Annotated in this window: 15 protein-coding genes; 8 read left to right on the plus strand and 7 right to left on the minus strand. The window is 61.9% G+C overall.

Annotated features, from left to right (window positions below):
* The first annotated feature begins 29 nt into the window (after window positions 1–29).
* Together OP10G_RS04845 and OP10G_RS04850 are read left to right on the plus strand one after the other, a co-directional pair.
* Window positions 30–419: a BlaI/MecI/CopY family transcriptional regulator gene (locus OP10G_RS04845; RefSeq protein WP_025227013.1), complete on the plus strand. Its 390-nt coding sequence runs from the start codon at window positions 30–32 to the stop codon at window positions 417–419.
* Window positions 406–2,073: a M56 family metallopeptidase gene (locus tag OP10G_RS04850; protein ID WP_025227012.1), complete on the plus strand. Its 1,668-nt coding sequence runs from the start codon at window positions 406–408 to the stop codon at window positions 2,071–2,073. The genes OP10G_RS04845 and OP10G_RS04850 overlap by 14 nt, the downstream gene beginning before the upstream one ends.
* 31 nt (window positions 2,074–2,104) lie before the next feature.
* Here OP10G_RS04850 and dnaE read toward each other — a convergent pair whose 3' ends face one another.
* Together dnaE and OP10G_RS04860 are read right to left on the minus strand one after the other, a co-directional pair.
* Window positions 2,105–5,599 carry a DNA polymerase III subunit alpha gene (dnaE, locus tag OP10G_RS04855; RefSeq protein ID WP_025227011.1) on the minus strand — a complete coding sequence of 1,165 codons (3,495 nt, stop codon included), beginning with the start codon at window positions 5,597–5,599 and terminating at the stop codon, window positions 2,105–2,107.
* Window positions 5,580–6,728, minus strand: coding sequence for a DNA polymerase Y family protein (locus tag OP10G_RS04860; protein WP_025227010.1), 1,149 nt, complete (start codon window positions 6,726–6,728; stop codon window positions 5,580–5,582). The genes dnaE and OP10G_RS04860 overlap by 20 nt, the downstream gene beginning before the upstream one ends.
* Before the next feature lie 326 nt (window positions 6,729–7,054).
* Between OP10G_RS04860 and OP10G_RS24000 the strand changes: the two genes are divergently transcribed.
* Entirely contained in the window at window positions 7,055–9,553 is a 2,499-nt protein-coding gene (locus OP10G_RS24000) for a diguanylate cyclase (RefSeq protein WP_025227009.1), read from the plus strand.
* 168 nt (window positions 9,554–9,721) lie between these two features.
* Entirely contained in the window at window positions 9,722–11,410 is a 1,689-nt protein-coding gene (locus OP10G_RS24005) for a S8 family peptidase (RefSeq protein ID WP_025227008.1), read from the plus strand.
* A gap of 127 nt (window positions 11,411–11,537) precedes the next feature.
* Here OP10G_RS24005 and OP10G_RS04875 read toward each other — a convergent pair whose 3' ends face one another.
* The 3 genes from OP10G_RS04875 to OP10G_RS04885 are packed head-to-tail and all read right to left on the minus strand — an operon-like array spanning window position 11,538 to window position 13,792.
* On the minus strand, window positions 11,538–12,074 hold the full coding sequence (locus OP10G_RS04875; RefSeq protein ID WP_025227007.1) for a CoA-binding protein: 537 nt from the start codon (window positions 12,072–12,074) through the stop codon (window positions 11,538–11,540).
* Window positions 12,041–13,294 carry an O-acetylhomoserine aminocarboxypropyltransferase/cysteine synthase family protein gene (locus tag OP10G_RS04880; protein ID WP_038472592.1) on the minus strand — a complete coding sequence of 418 codons (1,254 nt, stop codon included), beginning with the start codon at window positions 13,292–13,294 and terminating at the stop codon, window positions 12,041–12,043. Before OP10G_RS04880 ends, OP10G_RS04875 begins: the two co-directional genes overlap by 34 nt.
* Window positions 13,295–13,354: 60 nt before the next feature.
* Window positions 13,355–13,792, minus strand: coding sequence for a cupin domain-containing protein (locus tag OP10G_RS04885; protein WP_025227005.1), 438 nt, complete (start codon window positions 13,790–13,792; stop codon window positions 13,355–13,357).
* A gap of 227 nt (window positions 13,793–14,019) precedes the next feature.
* On the opposite strand from OP10G_RS04885, the gene OP10G_RS24010 reads away from it, so the two are divergent.
* From OP10G_RS24010 to OP10G_RS04905, 4 genes are all read left to right on the plus strand, one after another.
* A complete protein-coding gene (locus OP10G_RS24010; RefSeq protein WP_025227004.1) occupies window positions 14,020–15,609 on the plus strand; it encodes a glycoside hydrolase family 26 protein in 1,590 nt (529 codons plus the stop codon).
* An 81-nt stretch (window positions 15,610–15,690) separates the two neighbouring features.
* On the plus strand, window positions 15,691–17,319 hold the full coding sequence (locus OP10G_RS04895) for a S53 family peptidase (protein ID WP_144240998.1): 1,629 nt from the start codon (window positions 15,691–15,693) through the stop codon (window positions 17,317–17,319).
* Between the two features lie 10 nt (window positions 17,320–17,329).
* Window positions 17,330–18,466, plus strand: coding sequence for a TolB-like translocation protein (locus OP10G_RS04900; protein ID WP_025227002.1), 1,137 nt, complete (start codon window positions 17,330–17,332; stop codon window positions 18,464–18,466).
* Window positions 18,467–18,752: 286 nt separating this feature from the next.
* The gene (locus tag OP10G_RS04905; protein ID WP_025227001.1) at window positions 18,753–20,051 is read left to right on the plus strand and encodes a phosphotransferase; all 1,299 of its coding nucleotides are present in this window, start codon (window positions 18,753–18,755) and stop codon (window positions 20,049–20,051) included.
* On the opposite strand, the gene OP10G_RS04910 is transcribed toward OP10G_RS04905, so the two are convergent.
* Together OP10G_RS04910 and OP10G_RS04915 are read right to left on the minus strand one after the other, a co-directional pair.
* A complete protein-coding gene (locus OP10G_RS04910; RefSeq protein WP_025227000.1) occupies window positions 20,048–20,905 on the minus strand; it encodes a phytanoyl-CoA dioxygenase family protein in 858 nt (285 codons plus the stop codon). The two genes, OP10G_RS04905 and OP10G_RS04910, sit on opposite strands and share 4 nt — an antisense overlap.
* Window positions 20,906–21,356: 451 nt before the next feature.
* The gene (locus OP10G_RS04915) at window positions 21,357–22,013 is read right to left on the minus strand and encodes an HAD family hydrolase (RefSeq protein WP_038472595.1); all 657 of its coding nucleotides are present in this window, start codon (window positions 22,011–22,013) and stop codon (window positions 21,357–21,359) included.
* Between the last annotated feature and the right edge of the window lie 57 nt (window positions 22,014–22,070).

Raw genomic sequence — 22,070 nt, forward strand, 5'->3', positions numbered from 1 at the left:
TGTGACGGCATATGTCGTCATAAATTCAGATGGCAAAACGTAGCGGAGTTGGAGAGGCGGAGATGGAGCTACTTAACTTCATCTCGGGGAAAGGAGGCGCGACGGTCGGCGAAGCGGCCGCGTTTCTCCACGAGACGAAGGGACACTCGCGCACCACGGCCCAGAGCGTGATGGAACGCCTGCGGAAGAAGGGTTACCTGAGGCGCGAAAAGATCGAAGGCGTCTTTCGATACATCCCCTCGCGCTCCGGACCCACCGTAGTGGGAGAGCTGCTCGACGATTTCGTGGCGCGGGTGCTCGGAGGGTCGGTAGATCCGCTTGTCACTTATCTCACCGAAAAGGTCGACCTGGACGATCAGCAGTTGAGCCAGCTTCGAAAGTTGGTTCGCGAATTGGAGGAGAAGGATGCCGGCCGCTGATCCGCTGCTTATTGGTCCCACGCTCGTGGTGGCGGCCGCGGCCCTCGCACTAAAGCTGTTCCCACGTCTCGCGCCGAGGTGGAGAGCTTGGGTTTGGCGATGCGTCTTGCTCAAGCTCCTCCTCGGGGTCTTACCGGTCGGAGCGATTCAGCTACCCTGGCTACCGGCCGAGCCGGCTGTTCAGGAGTACAGTTATGCCGTTGGCCCCGCTCCCTCAACCGGCGTCGATCCGGTTTGGCTCCTTTTAGGAGTCGGCGTGGCGGTCGCGTTGGTCACAGGGCTTCGCTCCTTCCTCTTTGGCCGTCGAATCGTCCGCACCGCGCAAACGGTTGTGGAGCCGTCGGCAAGGCAAGAATTGGAGCGGCTTGGGAGAGCCGGTGGACTCCGGGTTCCGCCCAGAATGCTGGCAAGCGAGGAGCAAGATGTACCGCTCCTGTTGGCCGGCCGTCCGGCCGCGATCGTGCTTCCAGTCGCCTATCTACTGGGAAGGCTTGGGGATCTCCGCATGGCGCTAGCCCATGAGATCGGCCATCTTGCCCGGCGCGATTTGGCTTGGTCCGGGCTCGCCATGGTCGTCCGCTCCATCTTCTTTTTCCATCCGTTCGTATGGCTGGCCGTCCGCGCTCATGCCGAAGCGCAAGAGTCCGCCACCGACGAGCTCGCCATCGAGCTGACAAATGCGCCGGTCTCGGCGTATGCCGACCTTCTCTTAAGGGCGAGCGTTCGCCAGCCCATCGACCAGATTTCCGGAAGCGCGGGGCTGGCAATGGCCGGCTCCTACCGCACCGTCGAAAGGAGGATCCAAGCCTTGAAGAACATCTCAACCGCTCGCCGCCAGCCGCGGCCGGCTCTCCGATGCGTCGCGCCGTTCCTCGCGCTCGCTTTTCTACCGACTTACCAACTCGTACCGGCGCCTCCGGCTCCGGCGGCTCCCGCGCATCCGCCAAAACCGGCCGTGTCCAGATCGATTAAGGGGATTCCCCCGCCGCCGGCAATGGTTTTCTCGGCCGACCAGCGACCAACTCGGGCTCGGTCTAAGGCTCGGCGTCGCCACCGACTCCGGCATGTCAGTCCGCCGGCTAGAGCGTCTATCGTGTGGCATCGTAGCGCCGATTCCCTCCCTCCTCCCGCGAAGCCGCCGACGTGGCATCGGCTCCCGCAGGCTCCGGATCCCCGGGCCTGGGGAGAGATCCCGCCTGCTCCGGCCGCTCCTTCGGTGGATGGTATTAGGCGACCCGGCTCCGCTCTTCCGCCGCCCGTCCCTTCGGCCGATATGGCCAGGCGGCCAGGTTCCGTTATCCCGCCCTCCGTTCCTTCGGCCGATACAGTCAGGCGGCCCGGGTCCGTTCCCCCACTCCTCGCCCCTTCGGCGGATATGGTCAGGCGGCCCGCCCGAAGACAAGTGCCTGCCGATCGTGTTCGTCGCGCGAAGGACCCCCGGCGGGTGCCGTTCCTCAGCGAGATTCCCATCGTCGGCCATGCGTTCGTTTCGCGGGACCGTGCCCCGATCGTGCCCGCCCCGCCGATCCCGGACGGGCCGGTTCGACCCCAAGCTACTCGCCGGGTACCGGTTCTTAGCGACATTCCGATTATCGGCCGGCTCTTCGTTACCACGGTCGACCACGACGTACCGTCGGCCCAGCCGCCGAAATAGGCGGAAGTGGGCTAGCGTCGGGATAAGGGCGCTAGCCCACCAAGAAATCCGAGACGACGATCGGCAGCGGGTCGTCGGTGACTTGGATTTCTCGCAAGCAAGGCGTGTAAGGGTAGATGCGATGGGCGAGGAAGGCGATGTGGCCATCCCGGTCTTGGGCTTCGCCGCGGAGGGTGATGTAAGGGTTGCAGATCACCTGGTGGCCGTCGCGCTGGTAGACGTCGTCGAAGCAGGTCACATTCAACAGGCCGCTCTCGTCTTCGAGATCGAAAAACATCACCCGCTTGCCGCTCGAGGTCGGCGGGAATCTAAGGCGGATCGGGTTACCCACAACGAAAGCCTTCGTCCCCGGAGTCAGGCGCGACGCCTCGGCCGAGGTAATCCCGCCTTTCTCCTTGATTCGCGCACGCTCGAACGCGACCAGATGGTGGCGGATGTCCAAATCAAGCACTCGGCGGTCTTGGATCGCCCGTTCGGCAATGGAGAAATCCTCCACATCTTCCGGAAACGGCGGCTCCTGAAGCCGTAAAGGGAGCGCTCCGTCCATGGAGGAGACCATCGCGGCGTATTCGAGGGCGCGGGGGATCGCCCAGAGAAGAGTGCGGCGATTTTCCGTAAGCCCTTCGAACGCGCCGCAGAGGATAAGCCGTTCGAGCTCGTCGCGATCCGGGCGAACGCGAGCGACGAAATCGAAGAAAGAGGCGAACGCGCCGTCGTGGCGCGCAGCGATGATCCGCTCCCGCGTCGCTTCCTGTACCCCGCCGACCTGGCGCAGGCCGACTCGGATTCCGCCGTGAGGGATCAACATCCGGGGGTCGTCCTCCGAGAGCAGATCCTCCGGGGTGAAATTGATCGCGCTCCGGTTGACGTCGGGACGAAGAATCTCGATCTCGCGTATCCGCGCTTCGTTGGCGATCGTGGCGGGACCGTAATAGCCGGCCGGCTGGGCGTTTAAGAGCGCCGCGAAGTATTCCGCCGGGAAGTTCTGCTGACACCAAACGCAACGGACGGAAATATCCGCGAAGGCGAGCGCGTGTCCCTGAGCGAAGCCGTACCCCTCGAACTGCGCTACGTATTGAAAAACCTCTTGGGCGATCTCCTCGGAATGTCCCCGGGCGACGATCCGGTCAAAGACTTGCTGGCGGATTTGCTGCGCGAACTCTTCTTTCTTCCGCTTGTAGATCCCCTCCCGAGCTTCCTCCGCCTCCGCGGCGGAATAACCGCCGAACTCCTGAAGCAGTTGGTCTACCTGCTCCTGAAACACGACGATGCCGTAGGTACTCCCGAGGATATCGTCGAAAAGAGGGTCCAGAACTCCATAGTGCTGCCCGCGGCGACGAGCGATGTATTCGTTGATCTTCACCGCCCCACCGACCCCCGGCCGGATCGCGGCCTGCACAACTCCCGCGTCTTTAAGATTTTCCGTTCGCACCCGGATATGCGCTTGCCGCATCGCCGGCGAGGCGGACTGAGGAATGCCGATGAGGTTCCCGGCGCGAAAGGCGCGGTAAACATCCTCATCCTCGAGTGAAACGTCACGGATATCGAAATCGGGGACCTGGTCCCGAACGCGCGCCTGGGTATCGGAGAGCACGTCGTTCCCTCTCAGACAAAGCACGTCGAACTTGTCGAAGCAGTCCTTGGCGCTTCGCTTATCCCACTGGATGATCGGCACCCCGTCGACTCCGGAGTGCATCATCGGAACGATGTCGGCGATCGGATCCTCGCAGATCACCACGCCGGAGGAGTGCGCGCGGGCGTTGCGGGGGATGTCCATCAGATCCTCGGCGAGGCGAAAAACCCAATGGAAACGCTCGCGGGGGATGTTGCTGTTCCGCAGCTCGGGGCGGGCGTCGAGAGCTTCTTCCAAGCGCTCGGGGGTAACTCCGCCATGGAGCCGTTTGGCCAAGAGGCTGAGGCTCTCGGGGGGTACGCCCATCACCTTCCCCACTTCTCGGATAATGCCCCGCGAGCCGTAGGCGCCGAAGGCGGCGACGGTCGCCACATGAGCCGGTCCATATTTGGTGGTCAGGTAGCCGCGTACATCTTCCCGCCGGCGCGCCTCGAAGTCGATATCGATGTCCGGTCTTTTGGTGGCCCCTTCCGGTAGAAAACGGTCGAAGTGGAGGTCGTGCTCCAGGGCGTTAATTCGCGAGAATCCGAGACAATAAGCGACCAAGGAATCGATGACCGAACCGCGCCCGCTCAAGACGATCCCCTGATCGGTCGCCCAGCGGCACATATCCCACGCGATCAGGAAGTGACTGGCAAAGCCGTTCCGGATAATCCGATCCAGCTCCATCTCTAGCCGATCGGTCACATCGGAGTCGATGACCTTGCAAAAGTGTCGAGCCCCCTCGTATGTCTCGTAACGGAGCAGCTCCGCTTCGTTTTCGCAGTACTTGGGAAGATTTGTGCGGCCGGGAAGCACGTTGGAGTCGCAACGCTCGGCCACCCGCAAGGTGTTCTCCAGCAGATCCGGCCGGTCTCGGAACAGCTCGCGCATCTCGCTCCTCGTCCTCAGATAACGCTCCGCGTTCAAGGCCCGGCGCGGGGAGTGCGGTATTTGGGGCTGCCCTTCCTCGCGCAACGGCTTCCGGCCGACAACCTCCTCGATCGTGCAAAGCGTGTCGATACAGACCAATACGTCCTGGGCGGGGAAATTCTCTGGACGATGATGCGTGATCGGACCGCCCGCAACCGGGGTGACTCGGGCGTACTCCGCCAACTCCAGCATCCGCTCGTTGGTGGCGATTTCCCAGGGAAGGTAGCTCCGTTCAATCTGAATGAAGACGTTTTCGCGCCCATAGAGTCCGATCAGATGATCGAGCATGATGCGGGCTCCCTCTTCATCGCGGCGCACCATCAAGCGGTTCAGCACGCCGGCATCGCCGCCGGTCAGGCAGAGGAGATCCTCGGTATGCCGCTCCAGCCGCTCCCAAGTACAGAGGGGATAGAGTCGGGGCTCACCCAAATGACACTCCGTGATTAGCCGCGACAGGCTGCGGTACCCCCGCTTGCTGCGGGCGACGAGTACGAGCTCGCCTCCTTCCGGCATCTCGACCGTCGCCCCGATCAGAGGCTTGATCTCCGCTTGGGCGGCATAGCGCCGGAACTCCCGAGCCCCCATCAGCGAGAAAGGGTCCGCAAGAAGAATCGCTTGATATTCCCACGCCTCAGGAAAGCTGCAGATCTCGGCGGCGAGCATCCCGCCTCGGCCGAACGCGTAGCCGCTTAGCACGTGGAGCGCGGCGTAAGAGTCGGACCCTCCCGACTCCACATGCGGAGCCACGACCGGATCTTTGTATCCGCAAGCGCGGGCGATCTTCTCGTCTCGCAGTTTCAATATCCGAGGGGGCGTCTCGGCGCGGTCTACCGTCATAAGGGGAGGTAGCGTCTCGATTTTCTCGCGCCGGATTCCCTGGCCGTCAAGATATCGGCACACCTCCAGTTGGGGCGCGCATGCCCACCAGTCGCCGGCTTCGCGCCAGCGGGCGAGGCGAACCTCATCGCCAGCCGAGGACATTCTGCCACTCCCGCAACACTCGAACCCGGCGCGCGACCGGCATTTCCGATGCCCGCAGAACGGCACGTTCCCCGAACGTGGTGTGGATCTGAGCCACCGTCCGCTCCAGCCGTACCACCCTATCGTTGGCGCGGGCGCGCCCCACGAGCGCAGGCTGAAAGCCGACGACGAGCCGTAGATTTCGCAGACGCGCCCCCAAAGCGAGCACCGGTTCCTCGATCGGCGTCTCGCTCCACAAAGCCTGCAAGGCGGCGAAAATGGCGGGCTGGGCTCGCATCGGCTTGGCAAATTCTCGCGTTCGCGTCTGCCAACCCGCCGTTTCGGTTTCGATGCTCAGCTCGAGGCTCGAGCCCTCCTGCCCCTTACCCATCAAACGCCCGCCGAGGCATTGGGCCAAGAGCCTGAGATTGGCGTCGATCGCTTCAAGCGACTCGAGGGGAGAGGGGAAGAAAACTCGGTCCGCGATCGAGTCGGGCGGATAAATCGCCTCCACGGGATCACCTTGCGAGCCGGCCGCCGCCCGCAAAATCGTCAGCGCTTCCTCACCGAACTGCGATCGGAGCGTCGCTATATCGAGCTTGGCCACGTCCCCGATTTTTCGATATCCGAGAAAACGGAGGCGCTCTCGTGACGCCATCGCGATCGGCAGCAGTTCCAAGACCGGCAATGGAGCGAGGAAGGCCGCCGGCTCTCGCACCGCCTGCCCCCAGTCGCCATGCTGTGACGCGAGAAACGCGACCCATTTCGAGGGACCCGCGCCGAACCGTACCGGAAGGCCGGTCGCTTTCTCCAGCGACTCTACGACTCGAACCGCGATTTCGCCCGGCGCGGGGTGCCCCGAGAGGTCGAGGTAGGCGACATGCTGATCTTCGGGCTCGATCACGTCGCAAAAATCGAGGCACCCATCGAGCCACTTCGTACACCGCTCGCGGTAATCGTCTTCCCGCCAGGTTCGCAGGGTGAGATTCGGGATGATGTTGATGGCGTTCCGCGCGGTAAACCCCTCGCTAACCCCGCGTAGCCGGGCGTCGGGGTTGGAGTCGAGCACAACCCCTTCCCGCACGACCACCAAAGGTCCGCAGTGCTGGATCGGCTGGATGTAGAAGCCGTCGAGCTGGATTCTGAGCACGTAAGCGCGCGGCCTGATGCCTGGTTCCTGAGCGGGAGATCGAAAGGAAAAGGAAGACTGCACTCTGCGGATTCCTCGTGAGACGTGAGACGATTATACAAGACATCCGTCTACATATAACTGACTTTGACGTCCCCATGCCTCCCCTGGGTCTCTCGTTCCTCAACCCGTGCGTAGATGAAACGGTTCATCTGAGCCTCTCCGAACCCGGCAGATGCCTTAAAAGGGGGTGCAGATTGCGAACTTCCGAACATCCCCTATGCTTTTGTAGGCAGACTGCCCAATAATTTCTAAAGATGGGCGACGGGATTCGATAAATGTCAAAAATGCCACCCCTGGCCCGAGCGTACTGGGTGTTTGTTTTCGCACTCGGTATCGTGGCGGCGATCCTGTCGCAAAAGCTGCCGCTTCCCACCCATCGTAACTCGCCGTGGGAGATTGCCGGGTTCGTTGCCTTGGGCGTACTCGTCGGAGGCAAAAAGGTCAGCCTCAACAGCCTTCGGACAAACGAAGAGGCGGTTTCGATGTCGCTCGGCTTCGCGGTGACTTTCGCGAGCATGCTGCGCCTCGGCCCCGGGCTTGCCGTCATCATCGCCGTCGCAAGCTGCCTATCGAGCTGCGTTTTCCCCAAGCGCCAGCGGGTCCACCAGCTCATCTTCAACGTCGCCCTTAGCGCGGTCGAAGCGCTGGTCGGCGGTCTGGTCTTCACCCTCCTCAACGGAGGGACCTTGGACATGCAGCTCAACTTCCAAAACTGTCTTCGGACGTTTTTGGCGGTCGCCTGCAGTTCGCTCAGCTTCTTCTTAGTGAACACATTCGGCGTGGCGGTCATGCTCGCGCTCTTCACCGGCGAGAAGCTGCTCGACGTGTGGAAGGAAAACTTCAAGTGGACTGCGCCCAGCTACTTCGCCAGCGCCTGCGTCGGCGGTTTGGCGATGCTGCTCTTCAACGGTAGCGCCCTCGCGGTCCTCCTCTTCATCTTGCCCGTCGCCTACTGGGTCTATCAGTCGTTCGTTACCTACATCGCGCGCGCCGAAGACCGGCAGCGCCATATCGAAGAGCTCCAAGTCAAACAGGCCCAGCTCTCCGACCTGTATCTGGCAACCATTAAAAGCCTCGCCCTCGCCATCGACGCCAAGGATCAATACACCCACCAACACATCATTCGCGTACAGCGCTACGCGGTGGCGGTGGCGATCGAGATGGGGCTGGAGGGTGGCGATCTGGAAGGGGTGCGAACCGGCGCGCTGCTTCACGATATCGGCAAGCTCGGCGTGCCCGAATACGTTTTGCTCAAGCCTGGTCCGCTGACGCCGGAAGAGTACGAGAAGGTCAAGAAGCACCCTGAAATCGGCGCGGCGATTTTGGACCCGGTCGAATTCCCCTGGCCGGTCCTGCCGGTCGTGCGGCACCATCACGAGCGGTGGGACGGTACGGGCTATCCCGACGGCCTGGCGGGAGAGAACATCCCGCTCACCGCCCGTATCATGGCAGTTGCCGACGTTTACGACGCCGTGACCTCCACCCGCTCCTACCGGCAGGCGTGGACCCACGAGCGAGCGGTTGAGCTGATCCGCCGCGAGGCGGGAAGCCACTTTGACCCGGTCGTCGTCGAGTCTTTCCTCAAAGTCATCGATCGGGTCGTTAACGAAATGGCCTCTGAAGGGGTTGGGCCGCTGGTGCTCAAGCACGCCGTCTCCACCGCCGTCGAGAGCAAGGCCATCCAAGCCGCTAAACATATTTCGCGCGCCTCGACCGAGCTATGGGCGCTTTACGAGGTGGCTCAGTCGCTTTCCAGCAGCCTGGGGATAAAGCACACCGCCGAATTGGTCGTGCGTAAAATCGAGGAGATCTACCCCGGCGCGACCTGCGTCTTCTTCCTATGGGACGCGGACGTCAGAATCCTTACCGCCGACTCGGCCTTCGGCGTCAACCGCGATTTCTTCGTCAACGCTCGAACAGTCGGGGAGGAGAGCCCATCGCTCAAGGCGATCGAGAACAACACCCCGTTCTTTGGGGCGTTCGATCCTGCCGACCTCATGCTCGACTCCGTGGCCTCCGGCCTCTGGACCCCTCCCAAGACCGCCCTCATCGTGCCGGTCTGCTGCGAGGGAAGGCCGATCGGGACCATCAACCTGTACCATCCGTCCGAAGATGCCTTTAGCGATTACGACCGCCAACTTCTCGAGCTGATCGGCGAACGGGCGGCATCCGCTCTCTACAACGGCATTCTGTTCGACCGAACCCGGGGCGACTCCCTCAGCGATCCGCTGACCGGCGTCTACAACCTCCGGTTCCTCACGAATCACGTGGACTCCCTCTGCGACTCGGACTATGCGGAAGCGAACGAATCGGTTTTCGCCCTCCTCTGCCTCGACCTCGACAGCTTCAAGCCGATCAACGACGGTTTTGGACACGCCAAAGGAGACGCGGTCTTACGCGATGCCGCCCGCCTGTTCACCGAGGTCGTCGGTACGGCGGGGATCGTGGCGCGTTATGGAGGGGATGAGTTCGTCGTCGTCTTGGACGGCGCCAATCAGGCCGAAGCCGAGGAGATGACCCGGCGTCTCCAAGAGGCGATCGAGACCTACGATCCTCAATTGCATCACCGCCGGCTGGGGCAACTGCGCCTCGGCGTGAGCGTCGGCAGCGCCTGCTACCCAAGCGACGGCAAAGACTGCGCGTCCCTTCTTTCAGCGGCCGATCATCGGATGTACTCGATGAAGACGGAAAGAAAGCTTCAGCCTTTGGCGAAGCCCTCCGAACCGGCCGGCGAGCGAGAAAACGTACTCCCAGGACTCGAGCGACCTCGCGCAGGACGTTAACCGGTTAACCACTTTTAGGGGGACAAAATCTCCTCAAGTAAACCGGTTAACCCAAAATGACAAGTATTTCTACCAGTCTTCCGCGCTGAAAAAGGGGCCGATAATTACCCGGCTGCGAGGGGAACGCCAGCGGATTTACTTATGAAAGACACATTCGGCACACGTATAATGCCGACCCACAAGAGGACTGCCCGGCGAATCGCCGGCATCTTAGCGACCGTTTCGGCCGCGGTTTCGGCATTCGGGCAAGCTCCGAGCACCGACACATTCGTCAAGAAGGCACTGGCCGCACCCAGCGAGGGGCGGATCAATCTGCTTGTACAAAACTCGCGATCGATGACGGGGGCCGACGCCGCCAAGCTGGCGCACCTCGGAGGCTACGTTTACCGGCACCTTCCGATCGTGAAGTCGAATGCGATCAACATCCCAACCAAGAAGCTTCGAAAGCTTCTCAGCCTGCCGTTCGTCTCGCATGTTTCCGAAGATGTCTCGGTACGCAAGAGCGATGTGTACACCGTCGAGTCGAGCGGCGCGAGCACGGCTTGGCAGCAGTACAGCACGACCGGTTCCGGAGTCGGCGTCGCCATCATCGACAGCGGCATCCGGCCCGACAACGATTTTGGCTTTCTCAACGATTGGGACTTCACCGATCTCCTCAACAACCGGATCGTCGCCAACGCCAATTTTTCCCCCGATTCGTTTTTTGCCAACGACCTCTGCGGCCATGGAACTCACGTTGCCGGCATCGTGGGTGGAAATGGGAAGAGCTCCTCGGCCAGGAATTGCTTCGTCACCTACTACGGAATCGCCCCTGAGGCGAACCTGATCAACGTTCGAGTGCTCGATTCCCAGGGGTCCGGCACGGTCAGCCAAGTGATTGCCGGTATTCAGTGGACGGTCAATCACAAGAAGAGCTACAACATCCGGGTCATGAACCTCTCCATGGGGCATACCGTGGGAGAGAGCTACACCACCGACCCCCTGTGCCAAGCCGTCGAGCAGGCATGGAAGAGCGGCATCGTCGTCGTCTGTTCCGCCGGAAACGACGGCCGGAAGAACGCAACCCAAACCTCCGGCGCCGACAATGAGGGTTACGGCGCCAACTACGGCACGATCGAGTCGCCGGGGAACGACCCTTACGTCATCACCGTCGGCGCGATGAAGCAGGGAGACGTCCGCAACCACGACCAGATCGCGACCTATTCGAGCCGTGGCCCTTCGAGGCTGGACTTCGTTGTGAAGCCGGACATCGTTGCCGCCGGCAACCGGGTGGTTTCCGTACTCGCTCGATACTCGTATCTCGACCGAACCTACGGCGACGTCAATGGCGTGTCCTGGACCGAATACATGACCAGTAAGCGGGACGGGATGTCGCACGACTACTTCCGGCTCTCCGGAACGTCGATGGCGGCCCCCGTCGTCTCCGGCGCGGTGGCGCTGATGCTTCAGCTCCAACCGAAGCTTTCCCCCGACACCGTCAAGGCTCGTCTCATGGCGAGCGCCGACAAGTGGCTGGCCACTTCCGGACGGGGCGACATGTTCACCTACGGAGCCGGCTACCTCAATATTCCGGCCGCGCTGGATAGCGCGATCGTGGCGACACAGTACGCGACCAGTCCCCGAGCCTACCGGCGCTCCGACGGCAGCGTGGCGATCGATATGGATCGGGCCATGTGGGGAACCGGAATGTCCGGGAACCGAGCCATGTGGGGAGACGGCGCGATGTCCGGAACACAACCCGATACGGTTTCGCCAAACCGAGCCATGTGGGGAGACGATGTTTGGACCGACCCAACGGTCACTACCGTTAACAGCGCGACGATCGACCTATCGTCGACCGCAATCAAGGGGGATTAAGGAAATGAACCTATTCATGCGCATGGTCCGAAGAATCATCTGGGGCGAATAGCCTCTAGATCCGAGCCAAAAAACCCCGTCCCACAATAAGTGTGGGACGGGGTTTTTCTTGTCTGCTGGCTGGTGACTACCGCATCTTGCGGCGCTGCGCCGTGATCACTTCCGTGTTCATTCCGGCCCAGTGCAACGCGCCGGCATAGCGGCCATGCTCCATCTTGATGCAACGGTCGACGACGACCGACAGCCCCGCATCCAGCGCCCGGTCGGCCGACGGTAGGTCGATAATCCGGAGCTGCATCCAAACTGCCTTCGCGCCGATGGCGATCGCCTCGTCGACGATTGCGGGAACCTCGGACGCCGGGCGAAAGACCTCGACGATATCCACCGGCTCCGGAATGCTTTTCAGGTCGGGGTACGACTTCTCGCCCAAGATCTCGGTCGCACGAGGGTTGACCGGAATCACCCGATACCCCTCGTCCTGCAGGTAAGAGGCGACCATGTTGCTCGCCTTCGTCTTCTCGGTGGAAAGGCCGACGATGGCGATCGTCTTGGCGTCGGACAGCATATCGCGAATGGCGCGGGTGTTCTGGTACTTCTCCCTCTGCTCGGCCGTGAGCTGGGTGTTGAGGCTTATATCGCAGACAGAGCTTGGTCCAAATCCCATAGCAGATCCTCCAGAGTTTCGAGGCCGACCGATAGACGGATCGTCGAGGGGGTGATGCCGGCGGCGACGAGCTCGTCGTCCGAAAGCTGTTGGTGGGTCGTGGAAGCCGGGTGAATCACAAGGCTCTTCGCGTCTCCCACATTCGCGAGGTGCGAGAAAAGCTGCAACGATTCGATAAACCGCTTCCCCGCGTCTCGCGCGTCTTCGTCGCTCGATTCGATCTCGAACGAGAGCACGGCGCCCGGCCCCTTCGGCAGGTACTTCTTCGCCCGCTCGTAATGCGGGTGGCTCGGCAGCCCCGCGTAGTGCACGCGTCGAACTCGAGAATGCCCGTCCAAGAACTTGGCCACTCCGGCCGCGTTCGCGACGTGGCGATCCATCCTAAGCGCCAATGTCTCCAACCCCTGGAGCAGCAAGAACGAATTCATCGGCGAGATGCAAGCGCCGGTGTCCCGAACCGTCTCCGCCCGCAGCTTCATCAAGAATCCGTAATGACCGAAGGTGTCAAAAAATCGGAGGCCGTGATAGGAAGGCGAAGCCTCGGCGATCGTCGCGTGCCGGGAGAAATCGAAGTCGCCCGAATCTACCACGACTCCGCCGATGCTGGTGCCGTGGCCGCCGATGAACTTGGTGGCCGAGTGGACCACGATCGTGGCGCCCCACTCGATCGGCCGGCACAAGTAGGGGGTAGCGAACGTGCTGTCCACGACCAATGGGATCCGCTTCGCCTTGGCCAACGCACCCAACGCCTCCAGATCGGCGATGCTCCCCACCGGATTGCCGATCACTTCCACGAACAGCATCCGCGTCTTGGAAGTGATCGCCGCTTCCCATGCCGCGATGTCGTCCGGATCGACGAACTTCACTTGAACCGAAAGCTTCTTCAGCGTGTGCGTGAGCTGGGTTAGGCTTCCCCCGTAAAGCTGCGTCGAGGCGACGATCTCGTCGCCAGGCGAGCACAAGGTCATGATCGTGCCGAACTGCGCCGCCATACCGCTCGCCACCGCCATCGAGCCGGTTCCTCCTTCTAGGGAGGCCATCCGCTCCTCGAAGACTGCGGTCGTCGGATTGCTGATGCGGGAGTAGATGTTTCCGTACTGCTTCAGCTCGAAGAGGTGGGCCGCTTCGTCGGTGCTTTCGAAGACGTAAGAGGTCGTTTGGTAAATCGGAACCGCCCGTGCTCCCACGTATGGATCGGGAATCTGCCCGGCATGCAGCATGCGGGTCTCAAAGCCAAAGTTGCGTCTGTTTTCCAATCGGTTCCCCGTGCGATGAAGCCGCTAGACACGAATGAAGCTCGCGACCGGCTCGTTCGCGTTGAGCTCCTCCAGTTCCCGCGGCCCCGGACGCTGGGGCCGGTCCCGATCGGTACTGACGACGCATAGAAATCCAAGCTCTTCCCCGCTCGTGGCTCGAAACTGATGCCAAGTTAGCGGCGGAACATGTACTACGTCGTGGGTCCCGATCTCAGTCACCCGATCGCCCACCAATACCTGGCCCGAGCCGCGAATGATCATCACCAGATGCACGTGCTCGTGCCGTTCGAGCGTAGAATGCCCCCCTTCCGCGATCTCGAAATATCGAAACTCGACCGGCATCCCATCCGCACCCTTGAAAAGGGTCTGCCGGGTGATGCTCTTAAAGTGCGTCCCATCCTCTTTATAAGGGTGGACGTCGACACTCTCCCACCGAAAACCGCCGCTATGATGTCGGACCATGGAATCTAAATAACGACCGCCGCCAAATCTTCATCGCGATCGGGCCGGTCCCCCGAGGATACCCCCCGGACCGCCGCTCTCCAGAGCGGCCTCCCGTCGTACTGCGTACAACGTTGGTGGGCGAGACGCCCGGTGTCCGGGATGCGGTCGGGACGACCGCGCTCCGTTGCTTGGCAAATGAATGGAATCTTCCGTAACCGTGCGTGCCTCGCCGCGTCCCTCCACTTGTGAGGCATCGCGGAGTTGCGTTGAAGAGCCTCGGGTCGCTCGGACTCGCGGGGGTGCTGCTGCTCGGCTCTTACGCCATCGTATTACGACACCGTCACGAGTACGTCCCCGCCGAAGCGATGGCCCGAAAGAGGTTTTACGCGGATCTCGTCAAGTCCGAGCCGACCGCCGCCAACTTCAAGCTACTCGCGGAGGCAGATGTCCAAACCGCTGACTTCGAAGGCGCGAAACAGGCTTTCGGCAAGGCCGCGGAGATCTACCGGTCGAAGAACCTCCCGAGCGAAGGCTACGCTACCGAGCGTCTCTCCCAACGCTATGAGGTAGTAGCCAAGCCGTTCATCCACCTGCCGAAGCCGAGAAAAACTTTAGGCGTTCCAAGCGTCCCTCTAGCCCTCCACGAACCGGTCTACGGCTGCTATACCGGGGCATTCATTGACCACGAGGACACAATTCGGGGGACTTATCGCGACGAATACGGCGCCTGGCGGCGCGATGCGAGCGCTTTCAACCATCTCACAAACACCCACCACGCGATCTTCTTTATGTATCTCGGATACGGACGGTCGTTCCCCGCCAAGTTCGTTCGGCACATGAACGATAACGGGGCCGCCGCCCAGATCGCCCTCGAACCGGACAAGCTGAGCGCGGTCAAAGACGACGCCTATCTCCATGCGTTCGCGAAAGCCGCGCGAGAGTCCCGCACCCCGATCTTTCTCCGCTTCGCAAGCGAGATGAACGGCGACTGGGTGCCTTACAACGGCAACCCCGCCTTGTACATCGAAAAATTCCGCCTCGTCGCCAGGGTCATGCATGCGGAAGCGCCGAACGTGGCGATGGTTTGGTGTCCATTCGAGACGCCGGTGCGTACGATCGCCGACTACTATCCCGGCGCGAGCGCCGTCGACTGGGTCGGTCTCAACGTTTACAGCGTTCCTTTCTGGGACAACAACCCGAGACGGCCGGCCGATTGGCGCGACCCGTCCGATTCTCTCCGCTACGTCTACGATCGATATGCCAAGCGCCATCCGATCATGATCTGCGAGTATGCAGCCTCACACCGGTCGTCGCTTGACAACATCGGCCGGTCGGAGCTCGCCCGGACCAAGATGGCGGAGTTATATGCCGCCCTTCCGCGCAAATATCCCCGAGTAAAAGCGGTCTGCTGGTTAAGCATGAACGCGATCAAGCACGCGATCCCGGGGCGGCAGAGCAACGACTATTCCCTCCTTGGCGATCCTGGCGTTCTCCACCGCTACGCGGAGCTCTTGCGCGATCCTTATTTTCTCCGCGCGGTTCCACGCCAAGGCCATGCGTCGGCTCCGCAGCGAACGATTCCCCTCGAGGACGGACGAACGCTGACCGGACGGATATCGCTAAGCGCCTGGGTGAAGCTGTACGACGATTACCCGCGCGTCATTTGGCGAGTAAACGGAGACGAGCGCCAAGCTTCCGCCTTGCCGGGGCCGCATCGGTGGGTGCTGGACACCTCCTCGATTCCCGAGGGACCGGCCACGATCGAACTTCTCGTTCTCGATAGCGTCGGCCGCGAGGTCGCCCACGCGACGCGATATGTAACCGTCACCCACTAATTGTGGGAACATCTCGTTTCGGGGAAGCATCCTAGCGGCGGAGACATCATGCGCCATCGGTTTGGACTTTCAATTCTTTTTTTGGTGCTCGTATCGAGCGCGGTCGCACAGGTGATCGTCCCTCCCACTTCCGTCCGTCGTCCCGGCGAACGTCCGGGGACCGCCCACACGAACTACCGGATCTATATCGGACCCTGGCGGTTTCCATCGGTGGACTCCCCTTTTCCAGAGCTCGCCGCCGCGCACGGGCCGGCGGCGGGTCAAACCATCCCCGGCTACCATCCCGCCGACATCCGCGCCGCCTACAACGTTCCGCCAAATCTCGGCACGCAGGCGATCGCCATCGTCGACGCGTTCGACCTTCCCACGTCGCTCAACGACTTTAATTTCTTCTCCGCTCAGTTCGGACTTCCCACCGAACCGTCCGGGGTGGCCACCGCTTCAACCAATCGGGTCTTTCAGGTCGTCTATGCCTCCGGCACAAAGCCCGCCACCAACGCGGACTGGGGCGGCGAGATCGCCCTCGACATCGAGTGGGCCCACGCAATGGCTCCCAACGCCAAGATCTATCTGATCGAAGCCGATAGCGACAGCCTCCTCGACCTGCTTGCCGCCGTTCGAGTGGCGGCGACTCAACTCTCCAACGTCCGCCAAATCTCCATGAGCTTCGGCGCTAACGAATTTACAAACGAGTCGGCTAGCGATTCCACTTTCTTGGGGACGAACAAAGTCTTCTTCGCCAGCTCAGGCGATGCCAGCAACCTCGTGTCCTATCCGGCCGCCTCGCCCAACGTAGTCGGCGTCGGCGGTACTCGGCTTGCGCTATCCAACGGCAGCGTCGTATCCGAGACCGCTTGGAGCAGTGCGGGAGGTGGCCCAAGTTCGCGCGAGCCGCGTCCGACGTACCAGAATTCGGTTTCGGGCGTTGTCGGCTCCGCCCGTGGGACGCCGGACATCGCAGCGATTGCCGATCCCGAAACCGGCGTTGCCGTCTATGACAGCACCCCCATTCCTGGAACCGGCGTCGGTTGGTTCGTGGTGGGAGGCACCAGTCTTGCGTGCCCAGTCTGCGCCGGGATCACAAACGCCCGCGGGTACTTCACCGCTTCCAGCTTCTCCGAGTTGACCCGCCTGTATGGACTCGCCGGCACATCGTTCTTCCGTGACATCACCTCCGGAACGTCGGGGCAGTTTTCGGCGCGCGTCGGCTACGACTTCGTAACGGGACTTGGTTCCCTGCTGGGGATATTCGGTCCGTTCGCGACCTCGCCTAGTTCACTCTCCGTGGTGTCGGGTACCGCGGTCGCCGGGGTGCCGAGCAATATGGTCGCCAAAGACGGCCACGACTACGTGGTTAGGAGCGCATCGCCGGCGGGCGGCGGCCAAGTCGCCACCGTACAGGGGACCTTCGCCTCTCATCCCCCTGCCAAGGCCGTTCAATTCGGCGCGTCGGTTACCGTGACCGCGATGCGGACGAGCGGAACCACGACGCTCAAGCTCTTTAACCAGGCCACCTCGGCCTTCGAAAGCGTTGCAAACCTAACGCTGGGCACAACCAACACGACGGTGACAGTGCCGATTCCGAACGCACCTAAGTATTTCGCCAGCGACGGTACCACTAAGTTTCAACTGACGACGACCGGGCCGGGCACGACCCAAATTCGTTTCGGAGTAGACCAGGTGCTGCTTACTCTCACTCCGACCGGTTAGGAGGATTCTTATGCAAAACCACCGAAATATCCTTCCGGCCCTCCTCTTCGTTATCCTAGCATTGCTCGTCATTGGTTGCGGCGGAGGAGGAGACGGCAGCGGAACGTCGACAGATTCGACCACCGCGACCGCTTCCGGTACCGCGACGGCGACAGCCACGGCCTCCGCAACTGCAACGACCGCGACAAGTGCGACTACGGCGACGACCGCCACCTCGGCGGGAACCGGTTCCACGTCGATCGTTTATGGAACCCCGAACGGACAGGGCTCCAATTTCGACGTCAAGCAGATCTCCCCGTCCGGAACGAACAACGTCACCCTCATCCCGAACGTCTCCGGAAGCATCCTCATCTTCGCGGTGAACCCGGCGCTGCCGACGGAGTACGTCTTCGCCGCGGATCCGAACGGAAGCGGCCTCTACGGCATCTACCGTTCGGTGGGCCTCACCTTGACCGGGGCGACCACGTTGGTGGCTCCGGTCTATACCGAGGTCACCTCGATCGCGGTAACCCAGAACGGCTCCAAAGCGGTTTACACCGCGGTGGATGGATCGGGAGTCGATACGTTGTTCGCAGAACCACTAACCGGCGGCTCGCCGACCGGTTACGGCGTCGCCGACGGAGCCGCGGTTTCTCCGGCCGACAACGATACGGTCGCGTACGTCGCTCCCTCCGCCGCGAACGCGGACATCGATCAGGTCTTTCTCCGCACCTTGAGCGCAGGACCGGCCGGGCCGGCGAATCAGCTTACGACCGTCGCCGCGAACCACGTGCTTCCAGCTTTTAGCCGGGACGGCCTAAAACTCGCGTTTTGGGAGGAGCAAGCGACCAGCAACCGACTGCTCGTTTTCACCATCGCCATCCAGACCTCGGTGGCGCTGCCGAACCCAAACAACGTCTTTCCCCAAGGGGAAGCGTTCAGCCCCGACGGAGCCCGGCTCGCGATCGCCGCGGACAATAACGGCACGGGGCAGATCCTAAACCAAACCACCGACGGAACATCGCCTCCAGCCGTCATCCTGAGTGCCACCGGCGCCCTGTTCGGCAACTACGGCATCTTCTGGCGAGACGCCTCCGGCCGCGCCATCGGCGGAAGCAGCGGCATGTCCTCCGTCAGCCGCCTAAGAAAGCACCGACGTACCCCGTAGCATCGCCTCCCAGGCGATGACCCCAAAGGAAAAACCAGGGAACGAACCCAGATTTGAACCAGAACAGGATAAAAACGAACCCAGGAAGAGCAGATTCCGACCTACCCCTGTCAGGACCGCGTTGTGCGCTATACCGGGGCATCATCGGCGAAGGCGCCGACGCTACGGGGAGGCGATTGCGTGCCACAGATGCCGCTTAAGCCGCAAAGGGACTACACTCCCACCTCGCCAAACTGCCGGGAGTCGTATACTTCCCCGGCGGGTACTTTTTCCCGCCGGACCGACGATGATCCAGCAGTCGCTAGCCTATGACCCCAGCGAGAGACCCTCGCACCTTACGAGCTTCCTAAACGCCTACACCGACGAAGACCTACAGTGGCTGGCTGGGAGATTCGACATACCGGAGCCGATCACGGTGGAACCGTTCCCGGATCGGGGAAATATCAACCTCCACACCTATGCCGTTCATGCGGGAGGGTGCGAGTATCTCCTCCAAAAGGTGAACTCCGAGGTCTTCACCATGCCGCATCGGGTCATGACGGCGATGCTCGCCGTCATCGACGCTCAGTCGGCCGCCCTACAGGCGGACGGAAGCGATCCGGTTTGGGAGCCGATCCGCCTCATTCGAACCCACAGCGGGGCACCGTATCTTGACCTCAGCGACGACCATGGCCCGTCGGTCTGGCGGATGATGGTGCGGATTCCGGGCGTCGTTAGCTACAAGAGTCTGGGCGAGATCTCCGACCGTGGGGCTCAGCTCGCACTCGCCGAGGAGATCGGGCGGGGAACCGCCATCTACTCCGACTTAACCTCGTCTATCGATCCCACGGCGATCGCCGGATCGCTTCCCGGGTATCGCGACACCGCCCTCTACTACCGGCAGTTCCACTCGGTGATGGCCGGAAATCGCACCCTGGACGAAAGCTGGGAGCTGCTCCCCACCGATCCCACCGTTCGGGCCGGGACCGAGCTGCACTTCCTCGTAGCTCTGGAGGACGAGGAGTTTCTAGCCCGGACCACAGACCCGGATCTCGCTCCGTTTATCGAGCTTGTGCAGGAACGAGAGCCGTTCACGATGGGGCTCTGGACGGCGCTTAGCGATCGTCGGATTCGCCACACCTTAATCCATGGCGACACCAAGATCGAGAACTTTCTCTTCGAGGCCGGAAGCGGCCGAGTGAAAGCGCTCGTCGATCTCGACACGATCATGCCGTTTACCTGGCTCGCCGACTGGGGCGATCTCCAGCGGTCGATGGTCAACGTCGCGGGCGAGAAGGAGCGCGACCTGTCGAAAGTCGTCGTGGACCGAGAGGTCTACGAGGCGGTCACCCGCGGATTTCTACAGGCTTCCAAAGAGGTCACCCAAGAGGAAGTCAAGATGATGGTCTTCGCCGTTCAGGCGATCACCCTGGAGCTTGGGCTCCGGTTCCTCACCGACTACCTTCGCGGCGACACCTACTTCCAGCTCGGCCCGAACGATCCCGCGGACCTCAACAAGGTGCGCGGAATGGTTCAGCTAACGCTCTATCGCCGCTTGGTGGAGTTCGGCCCGGAGGCCGAAGCGATGCTCGAGCGATACCGCTAGTGCGCCGCTTCCCACGTTTTGAAGTGGCCGGACATGGCCACTTCGGACGCTTCGTACACCCCACACGGACCGCTCGGTTCCGACGCGGCGATGCCGTCGTCTAGGCGTGAGCCGTCCATCCGGAAAACCGGGAAGTAGTACTTCGCCACCTGCTCCGTTTCCGCCGCGATGTAGTGCCCAATGAGGGTTCGCCGGAAACGGTTGCTCTTGTTCTTGAACGATCCGTGGATCACGCTTCCATTGAAGAACAGGACATCCCCTCGCTTCATTAGGGCCGGAATCGGCTGAGTGCCGGGCGGGAGCGGGGTCTCGATCGTTCCCCACTGCTCCTCATCTAGGCCGGGCGTGTCCACCTGGCAGATCATGGGCAGGCCGTTCGTGTTGGGGACGAGCATCATGCACCCGTTCTCTTCGTCGCAATCGTCGAGGGCAAGCCACGCCGCCATGCAGGTACCGGGCTGGACGAGCAGGTACATGTTGTCCTGGTGAAGGTTCTGCCCTCGGCCGCCCGGCGGCTTGAAGTAGACCATCGTCTGAACCGCGAATGGCTCCGCCCCCATCAGCGCTGTAAGATGGGCTCGGATGCGCGGATCGATCATGAAATTGAACGCCACGTCGTCTCCGCGATGCGGCTGCAAAAGGCGGGGATAGCGCTTGAGCGGGTCCGGATGGTTCGGATCCACCTCCCCTTCCGCCCAGCCGTCGCCGCCGCGCTCGACCATGGAGGTGAAGTAGTCGGCGATCCGCGCGCATTCTTCTTCGCTAAAGAGTCCGCGGGCAATAGCAAATCCATCGCGGGCCTGGGCCGCCACGACTTCGGGGTCGACATTCTGGAGGAGCTCGGTCGTACTCATCGTTCCTTCTCTTTTTATGATAGTCCGTACGCCACCCATACGTGGCACGGACGACTTGCTCGTGGACCTGCATCGTCGTCCGCCCCGCGCAGAGCGATCTAACGCGAAGCGTTGTAGCCACAGGTTGGCTCGTACCTGCGCGAGGAAGTTTCGCCCTTTGACCTAACATGCGGATCGTCGGGACTCCGTCCGCAGGTGCGAGCACATGTCCTTCCAAAGAGTCCGTAGAGATTGCCCGGCCGGTGGCCGGACCCTGCCGACGGCGCGTCGGGCAGGGTCCCGCGACAGCCGGTCAATCGGTTTGGTCTGCGATGGCAAGGCTCTGGACGTAGCGTCGGCGCCCTCGCCGATGATCCCGGTGTACCGAAGGTACACCGGGCGCAGGTACGAACCAACCTGCGGCTACACGCCCCTCGGACGTAGGGAGGCGACCCTTGCCTCTGGCGAATTCCTAAAACCCTCGCAAGACGTTGGGAAGATCGGTAATCCGATCGATAATCGCGTCGCACTCGGCTGGCTCCTCCCTTTCCGGCGAGCGGAGCCACACGGCGCGGAGTCCCGCCAACTTGGAGCCTACGATATCGGCATCCGGATCGTCCCCGACGAACACCGAGTTAGCAGCTTCCGCGCCAAGCTGCCCCAGCGCAAAGTGAAAAATGTCCGGGTGCGGCTTCCGCATTCCGACCGCCTCGGAGATCACCAAGACGTCGAAAAGCGCCGTAAGATTCAGCCCCTTGAACGTCCGCTTTTGAAAGTGGGTGAGGCCGTTGCTCACGATTCCAAGCGCCAAGTTCTGCCCTTTCAGTCCCCGCAACATCTCTTCCGTTCCGGCATAAGGGGAAACATGGGAGGCGAACGTCGTTTCATAGTCGGCGTGAAGCTTTTCCCAGGGCTCGGAGAGCGGAAATTCCTGCACAAGCTGCCGATACACCCGGTCCTTCCAAACCTTTCCTCGATCGTCCAACTCGATGAACCGCGCCACGTACTCGGACTCGTCGACCACCGGTTGCAGTATTAGCCGGCGATGCTGGTCGGCCGCGAACCGCCTCAAGGCGGCATCGCGATCGAATAAGGTGCCATCCAAATCAAAGAGCACGGCGCGTACCACCGCGCCATGCTACTGCCAAAGCACTTCACGCCGCCTTTGCCTCATGAAACAGGTAAG

This window comes from Fimbriimonas ginsengisoli Gsoil 348 (assembly GCF_000724625.1).
Classification (GTDB): Bacteria; Armatimonadota; Fimbriimonadia; order Fimbriimonadales; family Fimbriimonadaceae; genus Fimbriimonas; species Fimbriimonas ginsengisoli.

Coding starts and splice junctions, on each gene's coding strand:
- OP10G_RS04845 (WP_025227013.1), top strand. CDS start 30: ATGGCAAAACGTAGCGGAGTTGGAGAGGCGGAGATGGAGCTACTTAAC.
- OP10G_RS04850 (WP_025227012.1), top strand. CDS start 406: ATGCCGGCCGCTGATCCGCTGCTTATTGGTCCCACGCTCGTGGTGGCG.
- dnaE (WP_025227011.1), bottom strand. CDS start 5,599: ATGTCCTCGGCTGGCGATGAGGTTCGCCTCGCCCGCTGGCGCGAAGCC.
- OP10G_RS24000 (WP_025227009.1), top strand. CDS start 7,055: ATGCCACCCCTGGCCCGAGCGTACTGGGTGTTTGTTTTCGCACTCGGT.
- OP10G_RS24005 (WP_025227008.1), top strand. CDS start 9,722: ATGCCGACCCACAAGAGGACTGCCCGGCGAATCGCCGGCATCTTAGCG.
- OP10G_RS04875 (WP_025227007.1), bottom strand. CDS start 12,074: ATGGGATTTGGACCAAGCTCTGTCTGCGATATAAGCCTCAACACCCAG.
- OP10G_RS04880 (WP_038472592.1), bottom strand. CDS start 13,294: ATGCTGCATGCCGGGCAGATTCCCGATCCATACGTGGGAGCACGGGCG.
- OP10G_RS04885 (WP_025227005.1), bottom strand. CDS start 13,792: ATGGTCCGACATCATAGCGGCGGTTTTCGGTGGGAGAGTGTCGACGTC.
- OP10G_RS04900 (WP_025227002.1), top strand. CDS start 17,330: ATGCAAAACCACCGAAATATCCTTCCGGCCCTCCTCTTCGTTATCCTA.
- OP10G_RS04905 (WP_025227001.1), top strand. CDS start 18,753: ATGATCCAGCAGTCGCTAGCCTATGACCCCAGCGAGAGACCCTCGCAC.
- OP10G_RS04910 (WP_025227000.1), bottom strand. CDS start 20,905: ATGAGTACGACCGAGCTCCTCCAGAATGTCGACCCCGAAGTCGTGGCG.